This is a genomic window from Paenibacillus sp. sgz302114 (genome assembly GCF_056120345.1).
The window spans coordinates 5,001-29,593 of record NZ_JBVYOI010000021.1 but is presented as its reverse complement, the minus strand read 5'-3'; the positions used below and the strand labels follow the sequence as shown (position 1 = coordinate 29,593).

Here is a 24,593-nt window from a genome sequence, read left to right as displayed (position 1 = left end):
ACTCCTGTTACGAAAAGAGCGCGATTCATGGGACGAGTGCATGGACGCGTAATGTCCCGGCTGCACTTTTTTAGTCCCACGTTTATTGTACTCCAAACTGCAGACAGGGGCAAGATCACTTTGCCCGGTGAAAACGTTTACCGTCACGATTTCTGCAAATTTTATTTCCGGCTCGCACTTGCTTTTCTCCAAGCAATCACATATACTTAATTTCGCTGTCACAATACGCGCCCGTGGTCCAATGGATATGACGTAGGCCTCCGGAGCCTGAGATCGAGGTTCAATTCCTCGCGGGCGCGCCATTTACCGATAATCAGCATATGCTTTCATAACAAAGGACCTTCCGTTAAACGGAGGGTCCTTTCTTTTCATTCAGCATGTACAAGCGACTCGCTTACTCATGTCTGAAGGAACTCCGCACACAGCGATTCGCCACTCCGCTCAAGACTAGCGAAGGCGTAGTTACTCGCATATCCCTGCCCTGCACCTCATACAGCATCTCCAATTCCAGCTCAAAGTAACCTTGTTTCCCGGTGAAATTAACTGACTTTTGCGATGCTTTGACCATCTTTGACTTTTCCTGATCAATCCGTTATGATGAATACACGAATCACTACTTTAATCCATGTTCCCCAAGGAGGTCTTACGATGGAAATGATGAATTTCGTACCAATGGTTATTGAACAGAGCAACCGCGGCGAACGCGCCTACGACATCTACTCCCGTTTGCTAAAGGATCGAATTGTTTTCCTCGGCACGCCTGTCAACGATATGGTCGCAAACTCCATTATCGCGCAGCTGTTGTTCCTAGCAGCCGATGATCCGGATAAGGACATCTCACTTTACATTAACAGCCCTGGCGGTTCGGTATCCGCTGGCTTCGCTATTTTTGATACGATGAACTTTATTAAGCCGCAAGTGTCGACGATCTGTGTCGGCATGGCCGCATCGATGGGCGCATTCTTGCTGGCAGCAGGCGCGAATGGAAAGCGTTACGCGCTGCCCAACAGCGAAGTGATGATTCACCAGCCGCTCGGCGGCGCCCAAGGCCAAGCAAGCGATATCGAGATTCGCGCGAAGCATATCTTGAAGACGCGGGATAGACTGAACGGGATTCTATCCGCGAACACAGGTCAGCCGCTTGAGAAGATCGAGCGCGATACGGACCGCGACTACTTCATGTCAGCTGCTGAAGCTGCTGCATACGGCCTAGTTGATAAAGTAATTGAGAAGATGTAATCCCTCAGCTATAACCAGCTAATGATATGCCATATGAAAGAGCGACCATCCCAACACCCGGGATGGTCGCTCTTTGCTTTGTTCACTAAGTTGTTTAAGGCAATTTCTAGTAAATACCATAAATCAATTGTTGTGTCAATAGTCATTTAACGCGCTGAATCGGTGCGGACTGGCTATAAAAATCATGTTAATATGTACTAAATGATTCCATATCCACCGTCCCTTAGGCTATGCTTTGGAAATCTATAATAACGGAGTTGCACACGCATGAAACTTACGAATCCATTCGCAAGCGTGCGAAATTTTATTCGATCAGGCGATGCGGGAAGCGCATACGCGCAGTATTCACCGGGCTATGAGCCAGGTTTTTCACATTCGACAGTTGGAGATACACACAATCTATTCTTGCCGATTCAGGACAAGTCCCTCCTACTGCGACCTCTTAGCGATACCCATCTCATTGAGGTCTACCACGAAGCTATTGCCATGCGCTTGTCCGAAGAATTCATTGCCCTAATTGAACATGCCATCGAGCAGCGAGGTTTAACCACTAGCGACGATCAGAGGACGCTGGCATAAGCGTATTTCAACTTAATAAAGGCAGGCCGCTCTCCTTCTGGAGAATGGCCTGCCTTTTCTGTTTCAACTTATTGCATCTCGTACACGACCGTAATGTCGGTGGAGACGTTAATAACGCCTGTTTCTACACTTGTTGGCGCATTCGAGCTCGATGTTGCCATATCAGCCTTCTCCATTGCACCTTGACCGTAGTAGATCGGGCCAGAATTCACGCTATTTTGCGAGATTGAGATGACTTCTTTCACTTGCTTGCCTGCTGCCTTCGCAAGGGTATTGGCCTTCGCTCTAGCATTCGCCATTGCCTTATCCAGCGCTTGCAGCTCGTATTGATCCTGCTTCTCGGTATCAAACTGTACGCCATCTACACGGTTAGCGCCTGATGCGGATAGTGCATCCAGCAGCTGGCCAATGCCATCTAGGTTTCGTGTCGTAATTTGAACGCTATGCGTCGCTACATAGCCCTTCACTTTGCTTTCACCTGTCTTCTGATCGTAGGTGTATTCCGGCTGAACGTAGAAGCCTATCGTCTTAACATCCTTCTCCGCCATCTTGTATGTCGTGAACAGCACTTTCTTCAAGCCGGCAAACTGGTTCGCATTCTGCGCTTGCGCTTCCTTCGCCGTTGTTGCGCGCGTCTCCACGGCAACGTTTACATAAGCCACGTCAGGAGTAACCTGCAGCTTGCCTGAACCCGCAACCGTAATTGTGCTCTTCTGTACAATTACGCTATTATCCACTGCGTACACCTCATTGCCGTTATGACCCGCCGCTCCAAACACCGTTCCAACTCCCACTGCCAGCGCCAGCACAGGCACAAGCACCCATTTCCGATTCCACATCATTTCCCTCGCCCCTTATCTTCTTATTGCGATTCTATCTATTCAGACGCTGCGAGGGAAAACTTTGTTGCGGCCCGCACGGAAATTTGTTCCGAAAATAGAAAAAACCCCCGCAAGGGAGCTCCTTCATGGTGATCGTTAACCGATCTTATTGGTTTTCTAATTCTTCCTTGCTTACCAAATTGACTAAAGCGGTTACAGCCTGATCGGCGTCCGAACCCTCAGCACTAATCGTAACTTCAGTACCGGAGCTGATTGCAAGGCTCATAATGCCCATAATCGATTTAGCATTCACTTTTTTATCATCTTTCTCTACGAACACCTCAGAAGAGAACTTGTTCGCTTCCTGAACAAAAAGTGCGGCTGGTCTTGCATGAAGACCCGTTTTCAGTCGAACGACAACCGGGTGTCTTGTCATGGAAACCTTACCCCCTATACGAAATTCAATCCAACGATTGAGAAACTTACAAACGTCATATTAACATTATAGAATTTATATGCTGTGTCTGTATGAATTTCTATAATGTCTCTGCGAAACGTAAGCTCTTGCCGCCGGAGGACGGACATAGCCGTTTACGCTTACTCACCATTATATCACTTTTATGAAGTCTACACTAGCCTTCCGCTACGCTGTTCCTTATTTTTTCGGCAAGCTCATCGATTTTGCGCAATCGGTGATTAACACCGGACTTGCTCACTTTACCGCTAAGCATTTCGCCGACTTCCGTTAAATTCAGATCAGGGTGCGTCAGCCGCACTTGCGCCACTTCCCGAAGCTTATCCGGCAAGGTATTCAGGCCGATTTCTCGCTCCAGCAGCTTAATATTATCAATCTGCCGTACTGCGGCACCAATCGTCTTATTCAGATTGGCCGTCTCGCAGTTGACAATTCGGTTCACAGAGTTGCGCATATCCCGCATAATGCGGACATCCTCAAACTTGAACAGCGCCTGATGCGCGCCGATGATGCTGAGGAGCTCGATAATTTTCTCGCCCTCTTTCATGTAGAAGATGAACCCCTTCTTGCGCTCGATGCAGCGGGCATTCAAATCGAACTTATTCGCCAGCTCCACAAGCGACTTGCAGTGCTCTTCATACATGGTCGCAATTTCAAGGTGATAGGATGACCCTTCCGGATTGTTTACCGAACCGCCAGCCAGAAACGCGCCGCGCAAATACGAGCGTTTGCAGCAAGACTTGCGAATGATCTCTTTGTCGATGCCATCATTGAACATAAAGCCTTCGGAAACAATCTTAAGATCACTCAGTATCTCCTGCACCCTCGTCGGAATCCGTACGATATAAACGTTGTTCTTCTTCAGCCTCATCTTCTTGCGCACGAGCAGCTCCGTATGAACGGCAAACTGCTTCTTGATGAGGGAATAGATCCGCCGTGCAATCGCGGCATTCTCGGTTGAAATATCGAGGATGACTTTACGACTGGATAGTGACACAGAGCCGTTCATTCGGATGAGCGCGGATAGCTCCGCTTTCTCACAGCACGGATCCGCTTCGATGAGCGTCAATTCTTTTTTGGTTTGTCCCGCAAAAGACAATGTAACTCACCTCTTTCGTTCCATCCAGCTTTCTACAAGCTGATAAATATGATGACTGAGCCGTACCGCATCATGACGCAGATACGTACGGAACAGCACGAGTCGGTCGGCGACCACTTCATAGCCGCGCCGTTTCACTTCTTCTAAATCGAGATGGACCGCCTTCGCACCACGTTCCGCATACTTCATCTGCACCTGCTCCGGAATCTCGCCATCGTTCACGATTACATAGTCGAACAGATGGTGACCGATGTGCTTATGAACAGCCTCCAGATGATCGCTTACTGAATAATTGTCCGTTTCGCCTGGCTGTGTCATCACGTTGCAGACGAACATTTTGACAGCATTCGAATCCACGATGCATTCCGCCAGCTTAGGCACAAGCAAGTTCGGAATAATGCTGGTGTACAAGCTGCCTGGTCCAATTAGTATGGCGTCAGCCTGCTTGATAGCCTCCACCGCTTCCTCCAGCGGCTCCACATCCGGCGGCTCAATGAAGACCCGCTTGATCGCTTTGCCTGCCTTCGGAATACTCGATTCTCCGGTAATGATCGTTCCGTCTACCGTCTCAGCTTTAAGCACAATCGCTTCTCCAGCAGCCGGGAGCACACGCCCGCGTACTGCCAATACTTTACTTAGCATCCGCACGCCGGAAACGAAATCACCCGAGATATCCGTCATCGCCGCAAGCATCAAATTGCCTAAGCTGTGGCCGGCAAGACCTGTGCCTGAGTTGAACCGATATTGCAGCATGTCTGAAAGCAGCGGCTCCACATCCGCAAGCGCGATGAGCACGTTGCGGATATCGCCCGGAGGCGGCATCTGCAGTTCATTACGCAGAATGCCGGAGCTGCCGCCGTCATCCGCCACCGTAACAATGGCTGTGATGTCGAGAGGCTTCTCCTTCAAGCCGCGTAGCATGACGGAAAGACCCGTACCGCCGCCAATGACGACGATACGGGGCAATTGTTCATTACGACGTTCTGTCATTCTGCCCTCAGCTCCGATCACGCTCTGAATCTCGATGGCTGACACGAACGAGCTCCGTATCGCTACTTCCCAGAATACGGCCTAAATATTCGGCAATCGCGACTGAACGGTGTTTGCCGCCAGTGCAGCCAATGCCAATAACGACCTGGCTCTTGCCTTCTTTGTGATACAGCGGAATAAGAAACTGGAGCATATCGAGCAGCTTCGTCAGAAAGGTCTGCGTCTCTGGCCACTTCATGACATACTCGTACACTTCAAGATCTTGCCCTGTGTTCGGCCTAAGATGATCAATATAATGTGGATTAGGCAGGAAGCGCACATCATAAATCAAATCGGCATCGATCGGAATGCCGTATTTAAATCCGAAAGAAATAACGTTAACCGATATTTTGCTCACATCGGAGTTGGTGAAACGGGATATAATCCGTTCCTTGAGCTGCGCCGGCTTCAGGCTGCTTGTATCAATAACCTGCGTGGCCCAGCCCTTCAAGTCTTCGAGCAAGCGCCGCTCCAGCTTAATACCTTCAAGCGGCAGCCCTTCCGCCGCCAGCGGGTGCAGACGACGGCTTTCCTTGTAACGCTGGACGAGTACGCCGTCCGTCGCATCGAGAAACAGAATTTCGTACCCTATCGTATAATGCTCTTTCACGTAGGCCAGAGACTCCGACAATGCGGTGAAAAACTCGCGCCCACGCAGGTCGATTACGAGCGCTACTTTGCCGATTTTGCCATTCGACTGCTCAATTAGCTCGGCAAATTTCGGTATAAGCACCGGCGGCAGATTATCGACGCAGAAGAACCCTAGATCCTCAAGGCTCTGTACTGCAATCGTCTTGCCCGCTCCGGACATGCCTGTAATAATGACCAGCCTTGCCATCGCTGTTCCCACGTCCATCGTCTATCCCTCCCTACCAGCAACCATTCATCTATGAACGAATAATAAGTCCAGCTGCGCCAACAACACCAGCATCATTGCCGAGAATTGCAGGGACGATCTCAACGCCCTCTTGCGCCATTGCTGGAGCCGATTTCTTGAATGCTTCACGGATTTGTTCAAACAGGAATTCTCCTGCTTTGGATACGCCGCCGCCGATGATGAAACGCTGCGGGTTCAGAACAACCGCCATCGTACCGAGCGATTTGCCCAAGTAGAACGCGGCACGAGTTACGATACGCGCTGCAACTTCGTCGCCAGCTTTTGCCGCATCGATAACGTCTTTCGCCATAATGTCTTCCACGAACGAAAGCGATGTACGATCGCCGCGCGCAACAGCATCTTTCGCCATACGAATGATACCTGTTGCGGATGATACGGTCTCGAGGCAGCCCATTTGGCCGCAGTTACATTGAATAGCTTCCAAATCAGGAACGGTTACCATATGTCCAAGCTCGCCAGCCATGCCAGCAAAGCCTTCTACGATTTTGCCGTTGATGATAACGCCGCCGCCAACGCCTGTACCAAGCGTGTAGCATACGCAATCGTTGATACCGCGGCCTGCGCCAGCCCATGCTTCGCCAAGAGCTGCTACGTTCGCATCATTGTTCACGAGCACTCTTTTGCTGAGCTTCTCTTCAAGAATAGCCTTGAGCGGCACATTGTCGAAGAAGAGGTTAACCGATTGCTTAACAATACCGTTCGCGATGTCCAAGAAGCCGGCAATACCGATGCCTACGCCTTCAACTTGCTCCCAAGTGAAAGGAGACTCCTCTACGATTTGCTTCGCGTATTTTGCGATGTTGTCGCAAACAACGTCAGAACCCTTCTCAACTTCTGTCGGTCCTTCAAATGTATGCAGCAACTCGCCTTCCATGCTGCAAATTCCAACTTTAATTGCAGTACCGCCGATATCCACACCAACGACAATTTTCTCTGACATAATAGGCCACCTCTATAATATAGGGAGTTAGTATTTCTTTCGATCATTTGCTTGCAACTAAAACTATAAGCGAACGCTTCCAACTGGTCAAGGACAAACAACCCCCGACCGATTCCAGCGAAAAAGCTTCTTAAAACCAGAGGACTGCTCGTACAAGAAGTGACGCTGTCCGTACATTACGGACAGCGTCATCCATGCGGTGTTTACTAAAAAAGACCGCGTCTATGGAGGTCATGTTAGACCGTTTGGCTCCAGTCGTGTACTACGTGGCCTTCGAGGAACTTCTCGCAATCAAGAGCTGCCATGCAGCCGCTTCCCGCAGCTGTAATAGCTTGGCGGTACTTGTTGTCCTGGACGTCGCCGCAAGCGAAGATGCCTGGAATGTTCGTCTCAGATGTACCCGGCTTCACAAGCAGATAGCCTGTCTCGTCCGTTTCCAGCTGGCCGCCGAGGAACTTCGTGTTCGGCGTGTGACCGATTGCCACGAAGATACCGTTCGTCTCGATTACTTCTTCTTCGCCTGTTGCGTTGTTGCGCACCTTAAGGCCCGTTACTCCCATGCCAGTCGCAACCACTTCAAGCGGCGTACGGTCCAGCGCCCAGCTGATCTTGCTGTTCTCGCGCGCACGGTCTTGCATGATCTTCGAAGCGCGCATCTCCGGGCGGCGATGTACAAGCACAACCTCGGAAGCGAAGCGAGTCAGGAAGTTCGCTTCTTCCATCGCGGAGTCTCCGCCGCCGACAACGATAATTTTCTTACCGCGGAAGAAGAAGCCGTCGCAAGTTGCGCATGTGCTGACGCCTTTACCCACATTCTCGCGCTCGTTCGCAATGCCGAGGTACTTCGCTGATGCGCCAGTCGATATAATCAGCGACTCCGCTTGCAGCTCGCCTTGACCTTCGACCTGAAGCGTGAACGGACGCTTCGACGTATCCACCGAGTTCACCCAGCCCGTACGGAATTCCGCGCCGAAACGCTCTGCTTGTTTACGCATATTCGCCATCAGATCCGGGCCCATAATCCCTTCAGGGAAACCAGGGAAATTCTCGACTTCCGTCGTCGTAGTCAATTGACCGCCTGGCTCTGGTCCTTCAATTACAAGCGGGTTCATGTTCGCACGTGCCAAGTAAATCGCAGCTGTCAGTCCCGCAGGACCTGTTCCGATAATAATTGCTTTATACACGATCGGTGCCTCCTACTAATCATCTCTTCAGCCTGTTGTTTATCTGCAAGCGAAGGTTTTGCCCCTTTGCGACCTTTGGTACGAAGCGGAAGCGCCGGCAATTCGAATGAGAACGACTTTGGTGCGAAGCACCACGGGAGTACTCATCGAATTAGCCGGTACTGCAGCGGAGATACCAACAGGAGCACAATCGGCACCTTAAACCGGAGCCTCGGTAAGTGCAGGCAACACCATCCGCATTTTCTCTTTAATACCGCAGATCTCATCTATGCGCTTGACGCATTTACTAACGGTCGCAATCGACGTGCCGTAGCGCAGAGAAACTTCATGGTACGAAATTTCTCTGCGGTGCATCTTCGCTGTCAAATATTCAAGCGCAGCCGCCCAGCCTTCCACTTTTCCGAGCTTCGGTACATCCGGATAAATCCGTGACAGAAACTCGATCCACAGCGTAAGCAAATCATGCTGCTGCACGAGGTCATATTGTTTATTCATTCGAACGAGCGCCGCTTCAAGCACGGACTGCCATTTATCTTCCCAAATCGGCAGGCGCGAAGGCATCCGGCTGTGCTCGATCACCGTCTCTTTGCCTTCAAGCACCGCATTCAGCGATTCATGTACGCCTATTGAACGGAGCACGAAGATCGCAATTCTCTTCAAATAGTCATCTTCTTGCGGCTCTACGATGAAGTCGCGCAGGGCGTCCTTCACTTCGTTGTCGGCAATCATGCCGAGCGCTTGAATGACTTGCAGCTTCGTATGGCGATCACCATGGCGCAGCGCCCAGAAGAAGGACGACCTCACGAGTGGATCCCGCTTCATATGATCAGGCAGAGATTCGGACCTTTTCTCCCACAGCTTGAACTGTTCTTCGAACGGGAGATGATAATGGTAGCTCGTCGGAGCTGCATGCTGGCCGTTCTCCATTAGTGTCAGTTGCTCCAAATAGTAGCCCGGCACATGTGATTCGCTGTCCAGCTTGCTCACTTGCTGCCACAATCGTCTCGCTTCTTCATAGCGCCCGATGTTGCATGCAGCGACGGCTGCATAATGATACAGGCACGGATCGGACTTCAGTCCATTGTCCTTCAGCAAGCGCATAAAGTGACGGTACGCTTCGCCGTGTTCCCCTAGAATACCCATTGTAGTCGCCAGCTTAAACACATGCTCCTGATGGAAAGGCACCGTTTTGCACAGCATCTCCACAAGGGGCTTCAACTGCGCTTTATCTTCAGCATGCTGATAGAAGATAGCGAGGTTGCAGAGCGCATGCAAATTACCCGGTTCGAGCTCCAGCACCTGCTGAATCGTTACCATGGCTTTTTCGAACATGCCCATATAGTAGTAGGCTAGCGCCAAATTGTTGCGTGCCGCCATGAACTCGCCGTTCTTCTCCACAATACTTTCAAGCAATCTTACCGCTTCGACAAACTTGCCTTCCTCCAGCATGGCCCTTGCTTGGTCATGCTCGAAGAATCCTTCGCGAGCCTTAATGAAGGCTAGCTTCGTCGGACGCTCAAGCTCGAAATGCAGCAGCTCCATCATCTCTTCGGACTCTTCAAGGAATTGACCATCGGGGTCTTCCTCCAAGTAACGAATGAGCGATTCCTCGGCCGCTTCATAATTCTCCATGTTGGCGTAATTGTTCGCCATATAGAAGTGGCATTCTGTCATCTCGGGATCGAGCTCACTCACAATCGACAGCAGAATGCGATTGGATTCTTCGTAATTCCCCATCTCCGATAAAATTCCCGCCATATTGCAATGGTTCACTGGATTTTCCGGCTCGTATTCGGCCGCGCGGCGGAAATATTTTAGTGCCTTGTCATAGTGATAACGATCCATCGACCGGACCGCTCGCTCGAAGAAGAACGTTGCGTCCCATTGAATCGGAATTATTTTCGTGCTGTGGCTGGCTATCGCAATTTTCTTTTCCTTCATAGCACAAGGCACCTCCCCGGTACATCAACGATTCTACGATTATACCATAGCGCGGCCTATCCATACACGAAAGAATATGTGGGAAATCGCGGGCATAGGCCCGCGATTTCGATTTGGCTGCTACCAGAGCAGCCCATATGTGTTCTAGATACCGGCGTTCTTGAAGAGTGTGCTGATCGAGCCGCCTTCAAGAATGATGCGTGTAGTCTCCGCCAATATCGGCGCAACCGAAAGGACGGTAAACCGGTCGGAATGATCCTCTGGCAATGCAATCGTGTCGGTTACGATGACTTCTTTAATATTCGGGTGATCCAATCGCTGCAGCGCAGGTCCGGAGAAGAGCGGGTGCGTCGCGCACACATACACATCTTCAGCACCGCGTTCTTTCAAACCTTCAACGACATTCACGATCGTTGTGCCCGTATCAATCAGGTCCTCGATAATAATCGGTGTTTGACCTGTTACATCACCGATAACATGCGTGATGACAGATTCGTTATGCGCCGGACGTTTCTTAATCATGATCGCGAACGGTGCATCCAAATAGTTAGCCAGCTTCTCAGCAGTCGAGGCGCGGCCAGCATCCGGAGAAACAACAACCGGATTTTTAATGTTTTTCGATTTCAAATAATCACTGATCAGATCAAGACCTGTCAGATGATCCACAGGGATGTTGAAGAAGCCTTGGATCGCAGGTGCATGTAGATCGATTGTGATAACGCGGTTCGCACCAACAGTCGTAAGTACGTCTGCAAGCATTTTAGCCGAGATCGGTTCACGCGGAGCAGCCTTGCGCTCTTGACGTGCATAACCGTAATACGGAACGATGATGTTGACAGTACGTGCGGAAGCACGCTTCGCCGCATCAATCATTACGAGCAGCTCGACGAAATGATCATTGATCGGGTGCGAGAACGATTGTACAAGGAAGACGTCACAGTTACGGATCGTTTCCTCATAGTGAACGTAAATTTCACCGCTTTTGAAACGAGACAGTTTAATTTTACCGAGCTGCACACCAAGATTCTCACAGATCTGAGCAGCTAGTTTGGGATTCGAGGAACCCGAGAAAATACGTAGCTTGTCGCTAAACAAAATTATACCCTCCTGAGCGATTAGACCACTTTGATTTAAATGCTAACAAAAACCGATTCTTTCGACACCATTCATTATACATGGAATTCTTCATAATTCAAAAATCAATCAAAAGCACTATAGACTAGCTAATCTCCGCCAATTGCCTGAACTCGGCCTTATGCAACTTCTCTCGCGGTTTGTCCGCATTGTATGAACATTGTATGTCAAAATGCCATAGAAACCGAGCTCTCGTCATGGAGGCTCGGTTTCGAGGAAGCTGCTGCCCGTCAAAAGTTCTAGGAAGACTGCTTCGATTTATTATGGCGGCGATTCAGCTCGGCCATGATTTCATCCAGCGAAAGTCCGCGTTCACGGAACAGCACCATCAAGTGGAAGATAAGGTCACTGGCTTCGCAGCGAAGCTCGTCATTATCCTTGTTCTTCGCAGCAATGATGACCTCAGCCGATTCTTCGCCGACTTTCTTCAGAATCTTATCGACGCCCTTCTCGAACAGATACGTCGTATAAGCACCTTCAGGACGTTCGATATATCGCTGTGCAATCGTCGCTTCCAGCTGGTTCAGCATCGCGAAGCGATCGCTTGTCTGCAGCAGCTCGCCACCGACGACAGCAACGCCTTTCACGCCTTCAACCGCATTGGTGAAACAGCTGTACGTACCATTGTGGCAAGCTGGTCCGTTCTGATCAACGCGTACAAGCAGTGTATCTCCGTCGCAATCATAATGCATAGATACGATGCGCTGCGTGTTGCCGCTTGTTGCGCCTTTATGCCACAGCTCGCCGCGCGAACGGCTCCAGAACCACGTCTCTCCCGTCTCGACGGAGCGCGCATAGGATTCCTCGTTCATGTACGCCATCATAAGCACTTCTTTGCTAACTGCATCCTGCACGATGGCAGGGACCAGTCCCGCTTCGTTCCATTTGATCGAATTCAAACTTGTACTCACCTGATCTCGACTCCCTTCAGCCGCAAATCATCCTTCACTTCGCGGATCGTCATCTCTTTGTAGTGGAATATCGTTGCTGCAAGACCCGCATCCGCGTGCCCCTGCTGGAATACATCGTAGAAATGCTCTACCTTGCCCGCTCCTCCTGAGGCGATAACCGGAATGCTGAGCGATTCGGACACCGCCTGCGTCAGCTTAATATCGAAGCCGTCCTTCGTGCCGTCCGCATCCATGCTCGTCAGCAGAATCTCTCCTGCGCCGAGCGCCTCAACTTCCTTCGCCCAAGCGAGCGCCTTAATGCCCGTCGCCGTCCGTCCGCCGTGCGTGTACACTTCCCATTCGCCCCAAGCCGGATTGAACTTCGCATCGATCGCTACGACGATGCACTGCGAGCCGAACTTGCGCGCGCCGTCCTTAACAAGATCGCGGTTCTTTACCGCTGCCGTGTTAATGCCGATCTTGTCAGCACCGGCGCGAAGAAGCCGCTTCATGTCATCAACATGCGAGATGCCGCCGCCAACAGTGAACGGAATCGTAATTTCGCCGGCTGTCCGTTTGACCACTTCGATCATCGTCGCCCGGCCTTCTACCGAGGCAGAAATATCAAGGAAAACAAGCTCGTCCGCGCCTTCCTTGTCGTAAATCGCCGCAAGCTCCACCGGATCGCCGGCATCGCGCAAATTAACGAAATTAACACCCTTCACAACGCGTCCGTCTTTGACATCAAGACATGGAATAATACGTTTGGCTAGCATGTATATGCCGCCTCCCTTCTCTTACAGGTTCGTGATACGTGAAAAATAACATTTTGCACGTTTAACGAACCGTTTCTCGCGCTCCCGTTAATGCAAGAAAATTACGCAGCAGACTCATGCCGAGCTCGCCGCTCTTCTCCGGATGAAACTGCATGCCGTACACGTTGCCGCGGCCGACAATCGCCGTCACTTGTACATTGTAGTCCGTTGTCGCAAGCAGATCCGAGGATCGTTCAGGCTTCGCATGGAACGAATGTACGAAGTAGACATGGCCAGGCGTAAGCCCTTCGAACAGCGGACTGTGCTGCTGCTTGAAGTCGAGCTTGTTCCAGCCCATATGAGGTACCTTGAAATCACCTTGGAAACGAATGACCGTACCCGGCAGCAAGCCAAGACCTTCATGGCGGCCATACTCCTCGCTTTCGCTGAATAGCAGCTGCATACCGAGGCAGATACCGAGCAGCGGCTTGCCGGATGACGCGTAGAACCTTGTCACTTCATCAAGACCGGTGTTCTGCAAGTTCTGCATCGCATCGCCGAAAGCGCCAACCCCCGGCAATATCGCACCGTCCGCCTCCATAATCTCTTTCGCGTCCGCCGTAATGATCGTCTCGTAACCGAGCCGCTCAACCGCTTTGCTGACGCTGTGGAGGTTCCCCATGCCGTAATCGATGATCGCGATCATCCTACAGCACTCCTTTCGTCGAAGGCACTCCTTGCACGCGCGGATCAATGCTTGTCGCTTCGTCGAGCGCACGGCCCAGCGCTTTGAATACCGCTTCAATCATGTGATGCGTGTTCGCCCCGTAGTGCACGATCACGTGCAGCGTCATACGCGCTTCAAGAGCGAGCTTCCACAGAAACTCATGTACAAGCTCCACTTGGAAGCTGCCTACTTGCTGGGACGGATACTGCGCACGGTATTCAAAATGTGGACGGTTGCTGATGTCGATCACGACCTGTGCAAGCGCCTCATCCATCGGCACGAATACCGAAGCATACCGCTTAATGCCGCGTTTGTCGCCAAGCGCCTCGCGGATCGTCTGGCCGAGGCAGATACCGATATCCTCAACCGTGTGGTGATCGTCGATATCCACGTCGCCTGTCGCTTCGACTTCAAGATCGAATTGACCATGCTTCGTGAACAGATCGAGCATGTGGTTCAGGAATGGCACGTCAGTCTCGAGCTTCGATACGCCGCTGCCGTCGATTCCAAACGCCAGCTTAATGTCCGTTTCATTTGTTTTGCGCGCCACATCGGCTGCACGGGTCACGTTCTCTGCCATGAAAACATCCTTCTTTCCAGGTAGCCTATATTTTGACGTGAGCACAAGCTTATCGCTTAACGCTCCCGCTCCAAACGAATTTCTATCGCTCTGGCATGCGCTTCAAGACCTTCATGACGGGCAAGCGTCATAATTTGGTCGCCACTCGCAAGCAGAGCGTCTTTACTATAGTAGATTAGGCTCGATTTCTTGACGAAATCGTCGACGTTCACAGGCGAGGAGAACCGCGCTGTACCATTCGTCGGCAAAATATGATTCGGTCCGGCAAAATAATCTCCAACCGGTTCCGAGCTGTACGGGCCAACGAATATCGCACCCGCATTCTCGATCCTACCAAGGAGCGCCATCGGCTCTGCCGTCATAATCTCAAGATGCTCCGGTGCCATCCGGTTAACGGCATCGATCGCTTCATTCATGGACTCGGCGATCAGAATAGCGCCGTACTCGGCAATGGATTGTCGCGCCGTTCCTTCGCGAGGAAGCGTCGCGAGCTGTCGCTCCACTTCTGCGGCAACGGCATCGCCGAGCTTCTCCGACGTCGTCACGAGAATCGCCGACGCCATCTCATCATGCTCCGCCTGCGACAGCAGATCAGCTGCGACGTACGCAGGGTCTGCCGTCTCATCCGCTAGCACGACAATCTCACTCGGGCCGGCAATGCTGTCGATTGCGACAACGCCGAATACCGAGCGCTTCGCTAGTGCAACGTAGATGTTGCCGGGACCGCAGATCTTGTCGACCGGCGGGATTGTATCCGTACCGTAAGCGAGCGCGGCAACCGCCTGCGCGCCGCCGACGCGGTACATCTCTTTCACGCCCGCTTCCGCAGCCGCGACGAGAATGTAAGGGTCAATGCCGGCTTTGCCGCCCGTTGCCGGAGGCGTCACCATGACGATCTCAGGCACGCCCGCGACCTGTGCTGGAATGACATTCATCAGCACTGAGGACGGGTAGGCTGCCTTGCCGCCAGGGACATAGACGCCGACGCGCTTCAGCGGACGCAACAGCTGACCGAGCATCGTGCCGTCCGGCTGAACGTCAACCCACGACTGGCGCAGCTGCTTCTCGTGAAACTTGCGAATATTAACCGCTGCTTCACGGATCGCGGTCAGAAACGCCGCATCGACATGGTTATAAGCGGCCTGAATCTCGCTTTCTGTGACGCGCAGCTGAGACGCGTCCAAGCGGACACGGTCATGCTGCTCCGTATAGCGCAGCAATGCCGCATCTCCTTCGGTTCGCACCGTATCGACGATTTGGCGAACCGATTCATTTTGCTCCGGTGACCCGTAGTCCACCTTGCGCGTTAAGCCAAACTGCTCCGCACGCAGCTTACGCATACGCCATCCACTCCCTTCACGCTTCCACGCTATCTATCTAATCGCGTTTGCTGCAATCGCATGCTGCAGCTTATCGCATAAGCTCTGTATCGCATCGTTCTTCATTCGGTAACTAACGCGGTTCGCGATGAGCCGGCTCGTAATGCCGAAGATTTGCTCCATCTCGACAAGACCATTCTCGCGCAGCGTCTGGCCGGTCTCAACCATATCGACAATCCGGTCAGCCAGTCCAATGAGCGGTGCCAGCTCGATTGACCCGTTCAGCTTAATCACTTCAACCTGCTGCCCCAGCTCGCGGAAGTATTGCGAAGCCACGTTCGGATACTTCGTCGCCACCCGCGGATGAATGACCGGCTTCCAATCCGGCAGTCCGATGACGGACATGCGGCATTTGGCAATGCCAAGGTCTAGCAGCTCGTAGACGTCCTTGTTCTCTTCCATCAAAACGTCCTTACCAACAATACCGATATCGGCGACGCCGTACTCCACATACGTTGGCACATCGACCGGTTTCGCCATAATGAACGACATTCCCGCTTCAGGCAGCTCGATAATGAGCTTGCGCGTATCGTCGAAGTCGCTCGGAATCGGCACGCCCGCTTCGCGGAACAGCTTTGACGCTACTTTATAGATGCGGCCCTTCGGCATCGCAACCTTCAGCAGCTCGCGCCCTCCGTTAATACTCATTTCGCTGTCCCTCCTTGTGCGACGCCGAAGTAGGTTAGCAGCTTCGTAAACGTAACACCTTTATATTGCAATGGACCGCCGTCCGCCGCATTAACTGCATCCTGCGTTGCCTGCTGAGCCGCTGCATCCATACGTTCTGTCACGACAACCACTGCGGAAGATTCCTCTGCTGATTCACGCAATTCACGCGCTTTTGCGAGTGCAGCCGGTCGGCCCTCAGCGTCATAGCCGATAAGAATCTTCTGCTCCGCCGTTTCACCAGCCGCGTCGCCGATAAGCTCCAGAATGCGCGTCGTCTTAATCGCGAAGCCTGTCGCTGGAGCAGGGCGCCCGAACTGCTGTAGCAGATTATCATAACGGCCGCCGCTTGCTACTGGGAATCCTAGATCCGCCGCATAGCCTTCAAATGTCATGCCTGTATAATATTTAAAATCACCAATCATCGTCAGGTCGATCAGCACATGCTCGCGAACGCCGTATGCATCCAGCACATCCCACATCTCACACAGATGCTTGATCGATGCCTGTGCCGTCGCATCCAGGCTAAGCGCCATCGCTTGATCGCAAACTTCTTGCCCGCCGCGCAGACGGATAATGCCCTCAAGCTCAAGGCGCATTTGCTCCGACAGCGTCAAACCGCGCAAGCACTCTCTATAGCCGACATAGTCACGTCCGAGCAGATAAGCCTTCAGCTCTTCCTGCGCTTCAAGTTGACCTGGCAATGCTTCTTCGAACAGTCCGTTCAAGAAGCCGACATGGCCAATCGCAATTTTGAAACGGCTGACACCGGCTGCTTTGAGCGATGCGATTGCCAGCGCAACAACCTCCGCATCAGCCTCAGCCGAAGCATCACCGACCAGCTCCACGCCAGTCTGGAAGAATTCAGCTTCACGTCCCGCTTCCTCTTCGATCGCACGGAACACGTTCGAGTGATAGGACAAACGGATCGGGAATTGCACATCCTTCAATACAGAAGCGACAACCCGCGCGATCGGAGCCGTCATATCGGAGCGAAGTACAAGTGTTGTACCTCTGTTATTCAGCAGCTTGAACAGCTTCTGATCTGACGTTGAACTCGCAACGCCAACCGTATCGTAATATTCCATTGTCGGCGTCATGATTTGCTCATAGCCCCATGAGCTCATGCAAGCCAACACCTGATTTTCGATTTGTCTTAGTTTCACAACCGCATGCGGCAAATAATCTTTGACCCCAATCGGTTTCTCAAACACCTTCGGTTTGGACACGAATTTCACCACCGACACTTTAGTTTGTTAACGTGTTACCATGTTACCATACTGCCAAAATAAAGGATTAGTCGTAATAATACCACGCGCCCATCTATCCGTCAATACAGCATTTTCCTGTATAACATGCCCAATTATTGGACTTCAGCCGCAGCGCTTCCTGAATACTCGACGCCCATGCTTGTCCTCCCATACGTTAACCAGCGTACGCATAAACACAAGTCCGATGATCGCTGTGCCGAACACCCCCATTTGGATAAAGAAAAGGGGCGTCTCCTTCTCCGTCTCCGAAGAGTGACCCCCCTGTTTCATAATCTGGATCAAGGTGTCTGGATTATCGTCGATGCCTCCGGCGTTGACGCGGTAACCGTTCGTTTGGCCTTCCGCGTTAATGCCGCTCTTCACTGTGAATGTAATGTGGATCCCAAGCTTGCGGCAAATATTCAGCACCTGCTTGTTGTAGGCTCCATACGGGAATGCGACAATTTTATCTTCATCAGTTCCGAGCTTCTGCGCCAAAATCGTGTTCGCTTCCGCCAAATCCGACGTGACCCGCTTCCGGTATTCCTTTGCCGTTTCCTTGCGGTGCTTTGCCTTCAGATACATCGGTGTCGCGAGCGCCGGCTTCTGTCGTTTGCCTGTGCCATCATAGGCGACATAGAGATGTGAATCAAAGGTATGGTTATAGAAATCGTAACCGCTCTTGTGCATTTCCTCCACCTGCTGCCAATTCAGCTTGGGTATGCCAATATGATGCGGATTGCCAATCGTATTCACAATCAGGAAATTCGTCGCTGGCACATGATATTTCTTTAGTACCGGATAAGTATCCGTATAATACGATTCATAGCCATCATCGAACGTCATCAGAACCGCATTATCTGGAACAGGAGCACCATGCAAAATAAACTGCTCATACTGCTTCATCGTAATCCAGTGGAAGTCGTCGGCCTTCATCATCGCCAGCTGCTTCTCGAATTTGTTCAGTGGCAGTGCCTTATCATCCTTTGGCACCGCAGCAACCTCATGGTACATCAGCACAATAACCTTATTGCTGTAGTACTTCCCCGACTGCGAGGAAGTACTGCTTCTGCGCTTTGCTGTCGCATGATTCCCTGCTGCTACTCTTCTTTCTGCAATGCCCCGGTTAGCCGATGCAGTTGTCCGCGATGAATGCGTACGCCCTTTAACATGCATGTAATAGCCACCTGTACAAATTGCAGTTACGATGAATAATAGCGATATCGCAATTAATTTACGATTCATGAACCCATACTCCTTATTCATTACCGAATGACTCTAATGGGATTGCCACCGACAAAAGCACCTGCAGGTACATCCTTGTGCACGACTGAGCCAGCTGCTACAACCGCTCCGTCGCCAATAGTCACGCCAGGAAGAATCGTCGTATTCGCGCCGATCATCACGTTCGCTCCAATTCGCACCTCGCCAAGCCGATACTCTTTTATCAAATACTCATGGGTAAGTATCGTCGTATTGTAGCCTATGATAGAGTTATCGCCGATAGAAATCTTCTCAGGGAAGAACACGTCCACCATCACCATAAGCGCAAAAGCGCAGTGGCGCCCTACCTGCATGCCGAGCACATGCCGGTAGATCCAATTTTTCACCGGCAGAGACGGACAGTAGCGCGCCACTTGTATGAACACGAAATTACGAATTGCTTTTAACCGGCTAACTGTACGATATACTTGCCATAAGGCGTTCGGTCCTTCGACCGGATAGCGTTCAACATTTCTCAAGGAGATTTACTCCAATCCCACGAATGCGTACAAATCGCGCATGTCATGAATAATATGACGCGCCCCGCTCTCCCTCAGCTTCGCCTCGCCTTTCAAAGACCACGCCACACCGACCGGGATGACACCAGCCGCTTCAGCAGACTCGATGTCTACGCCACTGTCGCCAACCATCATCGTCGTCTTCGGATCAGCGCCGAGCAGATCAAGCGCTCTCTGCACCGGTTCAGGGTGCGGCTTCGGATGCTCGACATCTTCAATCGTCACGATCGCCCCTGGCTCCACATATTCATACAATCCGACGTAACGAAGGCCACGCTCTGTCGTCAGCCGCATCTTCGTCGTCACAATTCCGATTCGGATGCCCGCTTCATGAAGCTTCGCAAACACTTCCCTTACGAACGGGAAAGCAGTCACATAATCATCGTGCATTTTAAGATTGATTTCACGATAGGCAGCAACCAGGTCTGTCACATCTTCGCGGCCAGAGAACAGCTGCATTTGTTTCGTTAGCGGCTGCCCCATGCTCGGAATAATATGTTCACGGTCAAACTCCGGAGGCACAATTCCCTTTAGAGAGTGAATAAACGATTGAATAATGAGCTCATTCGTATCCATAATCGTGCCGTCCAGATCAAATAGCATTGTCTTAATCGTTGTTGTCATGCTTATTGTGTTACTCCTTTATTGTTGTGTCACTGCCTGCTTCGTCCGATTGCTTCTTCATGTCCGCACGGTTCTCTGCAGGAACGGATGTCTGCTTCGCAGCTACGTCTGCACCAGCAGGAAGGCCTGTCTTATAATTAATAATTGGATCGCTGTAACGCACCTTCGCTTCGCCCGTCGTACGACGGCCAATAATGAGAGTAATTGCAGCAATAATAAGCAGAACGGAAATCAGCTGAGAAATACGGATATTTCCTTCAGCAGGGTTCAAATACCCCGCATCGAATCCGAAGAGCTTCATTGGTGACCACATTGCATCCATTACCTTTGCCGCCCATGCAGCACCGTGGAATGCAAGACTATCCGTACGGAGCCCTTCGATGAAGAAACGTCCGATGGAATACCAGATGAAGTAGCTGAACAGCAATTCACCAGCGCGCAGGAATTGGCGGCGGCGAATGACGAGCAGCAGGATCAAGCCGACCAGGTTCCATAGCGACTCATATAGGAATGTCGGGTGATGAAACAAGCTGTCCGTATCAACATACATCTGGTCGACAATCCAGTTCGGCAGATGAAGCGTGTTACGCAAGAACGATTCCTCGACAGGTCCGCCGAACGCTTCTTGATTAACGAAGTTGCCCCAACGACCGATCATTTGTCCAGCAATGAGCGAAGGCGCACAGATATCAGCAACACGCCAGAAGCTGTACCCTTTAACGCGGAAATAAATAACACCGCAAGCGAATGCCCCAATTAGCGCTCCATAGATCGCAATACCGCCATGCCAGATCTTGAATACATCCAGCGGGTTACTCTTATATTCGTCCCAAGTAAACATGACATAGTAAATTCGCGCGCCAACAATTGCTGACGGCACGCCGAGCAGCAGCAAATCCATGAAGAAGTCCGGCGACAAGCCGAAGCGTCTGCCTTCCCGAACGGCAAGGAGCAAGCCTACAAGCGCGGCTGTTCCTAGAATAATACCGTACCAATGGACACTAATGGCGCCAATGGAAAAAGCAACAGGATCTAATCGTAATCCAAACATACGTCACAGGCTCCTTCTCTCACATAAATAATCATACAGAATGCATAAACTTCTCACTCATTCATTTCTATATGACATCGCACAAATCTTATTGCCTATTAATAGGGCAACTATCAATCAAAATCGTCCGCGTCTTCTGCAATGGTCTCCGTCAGCTTGTTCGTAAATTGGAGCGCTGCGTTGTAGCCCATCCGCTTCAAGCGGAAGTTCATCGCTGCCACTTCAATAATGACCGCGAGGTTTCGTCCTGGACGAACCGGAACCGTTACAATCGGAACATCTGTATCAATGATACGTGTCGTTTCTTCGTCAAGACCGAGGCGATCGTACTGCTTGTCCGCTTGCCAGTTCTCAAGCTTAATGACGACGCTAATCCGCTTCATATTGCGGACTGCACCAGCGCCGAACAATGTCATTACGTTAATGATGCCTAGTCCACGAATTTCAAGCAAATGGCGAATGAGCTCAGGCGCCGTTCCATGCAGTTGCCCATCCGAAGTTTGGCGGATTTCAACCGCATCATCCGCTACAAGGCGGTGGCTTCGTTTCACAAGCTCAAGTGCCGTCTCGCTCTTACCAATTCCGCTGCCGCCGGTTATGAGCATACCAACACCATATACATCGACAAGAACGCCGTGAATCGTAGCGGATGGTGCAAGCTTGCGCTCCAGGAAGTTCGTGATCCGGCTCAAGAAAATCGTCGTTGCCGCGTTGCTGCGAAGCACCGGGATTTGCTTCTGGTTTGACAGCTCGATCAGCTCGGCTGGCGCTTCCATGCCGCGCGTAATAATGAAACATGGCGTTTCCTCGTCACACAGCCGCTCCATGCGATCCAAACGTTCCTGCTTGCTCAGCGTATCCATGAAAGTCAGTTCAGTTCGCCCTAGAATTTGTACCCGTTCTTTCGGGTAATACTCAAAATAGCCTGCCATCTCTAGACCAGGGCGCGACAAATCGTCAACTGTAATGCTGCGGCGCAGCCCATCCTCACCACTTAAGATTTCGAGCTGGAATTGACTGATTAGCTCAGATACTTTCACTTTTTTAGCCATCGGTTGGTCTCCTCAGAAGTCGCAGCCAGCTACGAGATTTTTATGTAATGAATTAACTATTCAGCTATTGTTATCGTAACGAAAATACGCAATAAAAACAACCGCCCGATTTGTGATCGGGCGGTTGTCTGTAAAGGCTCAGCGCCTTATCAATTATACTTCGAATACATTCAGCTCTGTTTCTTTGTCGAAGACATGAACTTTGTTCATATCAAGAGCAAGCTTCACGTTAGTACCTTCTTTAACACCGGAGCGGCCGTCAACGCGTGCGATTACAGTGTCTTTACCAAGACCGTTCAGGTACAAGAACATTTCGTGACCAAGGTTCTCAGCAACTTCAACGTGAGCGTTCACGATAGTTTGCGGGGAAGCCTCGTGGAATACTGGTTCTTCGTGCAGATCTTCTGGACGGATACCAAGGATGATTTCTTTACCGATCAGGCCTTTTTCACGCAATTGCGCAGCTTTGCCTTCTGGAACAAGAACATCAATGTTATTCGATTTGAAGCGAACGGAGCCGCCGCCTTCAGTCACTGTACCAGTGATGAAGTTCATCGAAGGTGCACCGATAAAGCCTGCTACGAAGATGTTTACTGGGTGGTTGTAAAGCTCTTCCGGGGAAGCAGCTTGTTGAATAATACCGTCTTTCATAACGACGATACGGTCACCCATTGTCATAGCTTCGATTTGGTCATGCGTTACGTAGATAACAGTTGTTTCAAGACGTTTAGCCAGTTTGGAGATCTCTGCGCGCATTTGGCCACGGAGTTTAGCGTCCAAGTTGGAAAGCGGCTCATCCATCAAGAATACTTGTGGTTCACGAACGATCGCACGGCCTAGAGCAACACGCTGACGTTGACCACCGGAAAGTGCCTTTGGCTTACGCTCAAGCAAATGCTCGATATCAAGAATTTTAGCAGCTTCACGGACACGTTTGTCGATCTCTGCTTTTTTGAATTTACGAAGTTTCAAACCAAAAGCCATGTTTTGGTATACGTTCATATGTGGGTACAATGCATAGGATTGGAATACCATCGCGATATCGCGATCTTTAGGTGCAACGTCATTTACAAGACGCTCGCCGATGAACAGTTTACCTTCAGAGATTTCTTCAAGACCAGCGATCATACGAAGCGTCGTGGATTTACCGCAACCCGATGGGCCGACAAGAACCAAGAATTCTTTGTCTTTAATGTCAAGGTTGAAATCTTTTACGGAAGCGAGATCAGTACCCGCGTATTTTTTGTAAACATGCTCTAAGCGTACACCAGCCATTAGTATTTCCCCCTAAACGGTAATTGTCTTTCAATACACTTAGTGTATATCAGCGACCTCACAATGACTATGCACATACTTTACAAAAAAACTACGACCTTTTCGTCACTTTGTACAATAGCAATATGATTTTGACTAGAACCGCATCGCGGAACTGCCGCACGTCCAGTTCAGTCTCCTGTTTGAGCTTATCCAGTCTGTACAGCAGCGTATTGCGGTGAATATAGAGCTTCTTCGCAGTTTCACTGACATTGCAATCAAGTGAAAAGAATGTTTCAAGCGTCGTAAGAATTTCCGGCTCTAGAAAAGCATCCTTCCGCTTTAGCGCCTGCTCCACGAATTTGATCCGCTGCGTCTCCGGGATCGTATCGAGTAGACGCTCTAGATGCAGCAACCATGGGAGATGTATATTGGTACCGACATGGAACGTTCGTCCGAGATGAACGGTTTCCCGCAGCACTGCGGTTGTGTTGACAATCGAACTTGTCGGAGAGATCGGCTGGGCGACCGCGAGATGACACTCACCGATCCATTCGCTAGAAAGCATCTCGTGCAGACCAGATACGATAGATGTTAAGCTCTCCTCCATCGTCTCCTCGAGTTCATCATCCCGTTCCTCTAGCTGTGCATCATTGATCAGAGAGATGGGACCTAGAATCAGCCACTCCTGCTCTTTAATTGGAATAATGATAACCTCTTCAGCTAGAAACGTGCGAAGCAGCTTCTCTAGCTCACTGTAGCTTGCTCGTCCTGATTCAGCCTGCTCACATACGAGTAAGAACGGAATCATGGAGGAGAACAGTCTACCTCTCGACATCAGGCGATCCGGCAGCTGCTGCTTCGGTTCCTCCGCCTCCAGCTGTTCTTCAATCCATGCGCCAAGCTCACGAGCATAGCGCTCCGACTCTGGTATGCCTTCATAGCTCTTTGTCTTCTCAGCGAGCATCTGAGATAACGTCCAGCTCATGAGCCGCATTTCCTTCTCAGACAAACGCTCACATTCCACTTCAAGCAGATTGGCGTACTGTGCTCCTACATGCAGCAGAAACCATGCAGTGCCTTCAGGACCAATCACATAATCGCCAGTTGTAACCGCATTCGGTTTTTGTTGATTATTGAGAGTGATACGATCTTCAATAATCATGTTCCAATCTTGGATTGGCAGCTGCAACTCTCGGACTGGGCAATCCAGGACAGCTTGCAGTTGCTTGATCCACTTTGCTT

The 24,593-nt window shown here is 50.9% G+C and carries 25 protein-coding genes and 1 tRNA gene (1 of these 26 only partly in view); 3 read left to right on the top strand and 23 right to left on the bottom strand.

The features are described 5' to 3' along the window. Nucleotides 1-227: 227 nt before the first annotated feature. The 3 genes from AC0LWF_RS26750 (at nucleotide 228) to sda (ending at nucleotide 1,818) form a co-directional block, all read left to right on the top strand. Nucleotides 228-302: transfer RNA gene (locus AC0LWF_RS26750), tRNA-Arg, on the top strand. Between the two features lie 355 nt (nucleotides 303-657). Continuing rightward, nucleotides 658-1,239 carry an ATP-dependent Clp endopeptidase proteolytic subunit ClpP gene (clpP, locus tag AC0LWF_RS26745; protein ID WP_474654549.1) on the top strand — a complete coding sequence of 194 codons (582 nt, stop codon included), beginning with the start codon at nucleotides 658-660 and terminating at the stop codon, nucleotides 1,237-1,239. Nucleotides 1,240-1,506: 267 nt separating this feature from the next. Continuing rightward, entirely contained in the window at nucleotides 1,507-1,818 is a 312-nt protein-coding gene (sda, locus tag AC0LWF_RS26740; RefSeq protein ID WP_474654531.1) for a sporulation histidine kinase inhibitor Sda, read from the top strand. 68 nt (nucleotides 1,819-1,886) lie between these two features. On the opposite strand, the gene AC0LWF_RS26735 is transcribed toward sda, so the two are convergent. The 23 genes from AC0LWF_RS26735 to AC0LWF_RS26625 all read right to left on the bottom strand — a co-directional run. Then, nucleotides 1,887-2,660: an SIMPL domain-containing protein gene (locus tag AC0LWF_RS26735; RefSeq protein WP_474654530.1), complete on the bottom strand. Its 774-nt coding sequence runs from the start codon at nucleotides 2,658-2,660 to the stop codon at nucleotides 1,887-1,889. A gap of 145 nt (nucleotides 2,661-2,805) precedes the next feature. Next, entirely contained in the window at nucleotides 2,806-3,075 is a 270-nt protein-coding gene (locus AC0LWF_RS26730) for an HPr family phosphocarrier protein (protein ID WP_090583454.1), read from the bottom strand. Between the two features lie 196 nt (nucleotides 3,076-3,271). Next, nucleotides 3,272-4,213: a DNA-binding protein WhiA gene (gene whiA / locus AC0LWF_RS26725; protein WP_474654529.1), complete on the bottom strand. Its 942-nt coding sequence runs from the start codon at nucleotides 4,211-4,213 to the stop codon at nucleotides 3,272-3,274. Nucleotides 4,214-4,219: 6 nt separating this feature from the next. Continuing rightward, a complete protein-coding gene (locus AC0LWF_RS26720) occupies nucleotides 4,220-5,203 on the bottom strand; it encodes a gluconeogenesis factor YvcK family protein (RefSeq protein ID WP_474654528.1) in 984 nt (327 codons plus the stop codon). Between the two features lie 7 nt (nucleotides 5,204-5,210). Next, nucleotides 5,211-6,098 (bottom strand): RNase adapter RapZ, encoded by an 888-nt coding sequence (rapZ, locus tag AC0LWF_RS26715; RefSeq protein ID WP_090583446.1) that lies wholly within the window; start codon nucleotides 6,096-6,098, stop codon nucleotides 5,211-5,213. A 31-nt stretch (nucleotides 6,099-6,129) separates the two neighbouring features. Then, complete coding sequence (locus AC0LWF_RS26710; RefSeq protein WP_474654527.1) at nucleotides 6,130-7,080, bottom strand: ROK family glucokinase; 951 nt, start codon at nucleotides 7,078-7,080, stop codon at nucleotides 6,130-6,132. 236 nt (nucleotides 7,081-7,316) lie between these two features. Further along, entirely contained in the window at nucleotides 7,317-8,264 is a 948-nt protein-coding gene (trxB, locus tag AC0LWF_RS26705; protein ID WP_474654526.1) for a thioredoxin-disulfide reductase, read from the bottom strand. A 198-nt stretch (nucleotides 8,265-8,462) separates the two neighbouring features. Continuing rightward, on the bottom strand, nucleotides 8,463-10,205 hold the full coding sequence (locus AC0LWF_RS26700; RefSeq protein WP_474654525.1) for a tetratricopeptide repeat protein: 1,743 nt from the start codon (nucleotides 10,203-10,205) through the stop codon (nucleotides 8,463-8,465). A gap of 144 nt (nucleotides 10,206-10,349) precedes the next feature. Beyond that, nucleotides 10,350-11,300 carry a ribose-phosphate diphosphokinase gene (locus AC0LWF_RS26695; protein WP_126013284.1) on the bottom strand — a complete coding sequence of 317 codons (951 nt, stop codon included), beginning with the start codon at nucleotides 11,298-11,300 and terminating at the stop codon, nucleotides 10,350-10,352. Between the two features lie 278 nt (nucleotides 11,301-11,578). After that, nucleotides 11,579-12,250 carry a bifunctional phosphoribosyl-AMP cyclohydrolase/phosphoribosyl-ATP diphosphatase HisIE gene (gene hisIE / locus AC0LWF_RS26690; RefSeq protein ID WP_474654524.1) on the bottom strand — a complete coding sequence of 224 codons (672 nt, stop codon included), beginning with the start codon at nucleotides 12,248-12,250 and terminating at the stop codon, nucleotides 11,579-11,581. Beyond that, entirely contained in the window at nucleotides 12,247-13,005 is a 759-nt protein-coding gene (gene hisF / locus AC0LWF_RS26685) for an imidazole glycerol phosphate synthase subunit HisF (RefSeq protein ID WP_474654523.1), read from the bottom strand. The genes hisIE and hisF overlap by 4 nt, the downstream gene beginning before the upstream one ends. Nucleotides 13,006-13,066: 61 nt before the next feature. After that, nucleotides 13,067-13,690 carry an imidazole glycerol phosphate synthase subunit HisH gene (hisH, locus tag AC0LWF_RS26680; RefSeq protein WP_474654522.1) on the bottom strand — a complete coding sequence of 208 codons (624 nt, stop codon included), beginning with the start codon at nucleotides 13,688-13,690 and terminating at the stop codon, nucleotides 13,067-13,069. A gap of 1 nt (nucleotide 13,691) precedes the next feature. After that, the gene (gene hisB / locus AC0LWF_RS26675; RefSeq protein WP_474654521.1) at nucleotides 13,692-14,291 is read right to left on the bottom strand and encodes an imidazoleglycerol-phosphate dehydratase HisB; all 600 of its coding nucleotides are present in this window, start codon (nucleotides 14,289-14,291) and stop codon (nucleotides 13,692-13,694) included. Between the two features lie 56 nt (nucleotides 14,292-14,347). After that, nucleotides 14,348-15,631 (bottom strand): histidinol dehydrogenase, encoded by a 1,284-nt coding sequence (gene hisD, locus AC0LWF_RS26670; RefSeq protein ID WP_474654520.1) that lies wholly within the window; start codon nucleotides 15,629-15,631, stop codon nucleotides 14,348-14,350. Between the two features lie 33 nt (nucleotides 15,632-15,664). Beyond that, nucleotides 15,665-16,318 (bottom strand): ATP phosphoribosyltransferase, encoded by a 654-nt coding sequence (gene hisG, locus AC0LWF_RS26665; RefSeq protein ID WP_474654519.1) that lies wholly within the window; start codon nucleotides 16,316-16,318, stop codon nucleotides 15,665-15,667. Further along, entirely contained in the window at nucleotides 16,315-17,565 is a 1,251-nt protein-coding gene (locus AC0LWF_RS26660; protein ID WP_474654518.1) for an ATP phosphoribosyltransferase regulatory subunit, read from the bottom strand. The genes hisG and AC0LWF_RS26660 overlap by 4 nt, the downstream gene beginning before the upstream one ends. 144 nt (nucleotides 17,566-17,709) lie before the next feature. Continuing rightward, a complete protein-coding gene (locus AC0LWF_RS26655) occupies nucleotides 17,710-18,831 on the bottom strand; it encodes a polysaccharide deacetylase family protein (RefSeq protein ID WP_474654517.1) in 1,122 nt (373 codons plus the stop codon). Nucleotides 18,832-18,851: 20 nt separating this feature from the next. Continuing rightward, nucleotides 18,852-19,328 carry an acyltransferase gene (locus AC0LWF_RS26650; protein WP_474654516.1) on the bottom strand — a complete coding sequence of 159 codons (477 nt, stop codon included), beginning with the start codon at nucleotides 19,326-19,328 and terminating at the stop codon, nucleotides 18,852-18,854. Nucleotides 19,329-19,334: 6 nt separating this feature from the next. Next, nucleotides 19,335-19,991 (bottom strand): pyrophosphatase PpaX, encoded by a 657-nt coding sequence (ppaX, locus tag AC0LWF_RS26645; RefSeq protein WP_474654515.1) that lies wholly within the window; start codon nucleotides 19,989-19,991, stop codon nucleotides 19,335-19,337. Nucleotides 19,992-20,001: 10 nt separating this feature from the next. After that, nucleotides 20,002-21,042 (bottom strand): prolipoprotein diacylglyceryl transferase, encoded by a 1,041-nt coding sequence (gene lgt / locus AC0LWF_RS26640; protein WP_474654514.1) that lies wholly within the window; start codon nucleotides 21,040-21,042, stop codon nucleotides 20,002-20,004. A 113-nt stretch (nucleotides 21,043-21,155) separates the two neighbouring features. Continuing rightward, complete coding sequence (gene hprK / locus AC0LWF_RS26635) at nucleotides 21,156-22,094, bottom strand: HPr(Ser) kinase/phosphatase (protein WP_474654513.1); 939 nt, start codon at nucleotides 22,092-22,094, stop codon at nucleotides 21,156-21,158. A 153-nt stretch (nucleotides 22,095-22,247) separates the two neighbouring features. Then, nucleotides 22,248-23,369, bottom strand: a complete 1,122-nt coding sequence (locus AC0LWF_RS26630) for an ABC transporter ATP-binding protein (protein ID WP_474654512.1) — start codon at nucleotides 23,367-23,369, stop codon at nucleotides 22,248-22,250. Nucleotides 23,370-23,460: 91 nt separating this feature from the next. Further along, nucleotides 23,461-24,593, bottom strand: the 3' portion of a protein-coding gene (locus AC0LWF_RS26625) for a PucR family transcriptional regulator (RefSeq protein WP_474654511.1). The gene runs 7 nt beyond the window's last position; the window shows 1,133 of its 1,140 coding nt (coding positions 8-1,140); the start codon falls outside the window, past its right edge; its stop codon occupies nucleotides 23,461-23,463.

Excerpts from the sequence above, each read along its gene's own strand:
- clpP (WP_474654549.1), top strand. The coding sequence starts at position 658 with ATGAATTTCGTACCAATGGTTATTGAACAGAGCAACCGCGGCGAACGC.
- sda (WP_474654531.1), top strand. The coding sequence starts at position 1,507 with ATGAAACTTACGAATCCATTCGCAAGCGTGCGAAATTTTATTCGATCA.
- AC0LWF_RS26735 (WP_474654530.1), bottom strand. The coding sequence starts at position 2,660 with ATGATGTGGAATCGGAAATGGGTGCTTGTGCCTGTGCTGGCGCTGGCA.
- AC0LWF_RS26730 (WP_090583454.1), bottom strand. The coding sequence starts at position 3,075 with ATGACAAGACACCCGGTTGTCGTTCGACTGAAAACGGGTCTTCATGCA.
- AC0LWF_RS26720 (WP_474654528.1), bottom strand. The coding sequence starts at position 5,203 with ATGACAGAACGTCGTAATGAACAATTGCCCCGTATCGTCGTCATTGGC.
- rapZ (WP_090583446.1), bottom strand. The coding sequence starts at position 6,098 with ATGGACGTGGGAACAGCGATGGCAAGGCTGGTCATTATTACAGGCATG.
- AC0LWF_RS26710 (WP_474654527.1), bottom strand. The coding sequence starts at position 7,080 with ATGTCAGAGAAAATTGTCGTTGGTGTGGATATCGGCGGTACTGCAATT.
- AC0LWF_RS26700 (WP_474654525.1), bottom strand. The coding sequence starts at position 10,205 with ATGAAGGAAAAGAAAATTGCGATAGCCAGCCACAGCACGAAAATAATT.
- hisF (WP_474654523.1), bottom strand. The coding sequence starts at position 13,005 with ATGCTAGCCAAACGTATTATTCCATGTCTTGATGTCAAAGACGGACGC.
- hisH (WP_474654522.1), bottom strand. The coding sequence starts at position 13,690 with ATGATCGCGATCATCGATTACGGCATGGGGAACCTCCACAGCGTCAGC.
- hisB (WP_474654521.1), bottom strand. The coding sequence starts at position 14,291 with ATGGCAGAGAACGTGACCCGTGCAGCCGATGTGGCGCGCAAAACAAAT.
- hisD (WP_474654520.1), bottom strand. The coding sequence starts at position 15,631 with ATGCGTAAGCTGCGTGCGGAGCAGTTTGGCTTAACGCGCAAGGTGGAC.
- hisG (WP_474654519.1), bottom strand. The coding sequence starts at position 16,318 with ATGAGTATTAACGGAGGGCGCGAGCTGCTGAAGGTTGCGATGCCGAAG.
- AC0LWF_RS26655 (WP_474654517.1), bottom strand. The coding sequence starts at position 18,831 with ATGAATCGTAAATTAATTGCGATATCGCTATTATTCATCGTAACTGCA.
- ppaX (WP_474654515.1), bottom strand. The coding sequence starts at position 19,991 with ATGACAACAACGATTAAGACAATGCTATTTGATCTGGACGGCACGATT.
- lgt (WP_474654514.1), bottom strand. The coding sequence starts at position 21,042 with ATGTTTGGATTACGATTAGATCCTGTTGCTTTTTCCATTGGCGCCATT.
- hprK (WP_474654513.1), bottom strand. The coding sequence starts at position 22,094 with ATGGCTAAAAAAGTGAAAGTATCTGAGCTAATCAGTCAATTCCAGCTC.
- AC0LWF_RS26630 (WP_474654512.1), bottom strand. The coding sequence starts at position 23,369 with ATGGCTGGTGTACGCTTAGAGCATGTTTACAAAAAATACGCGGGTACT.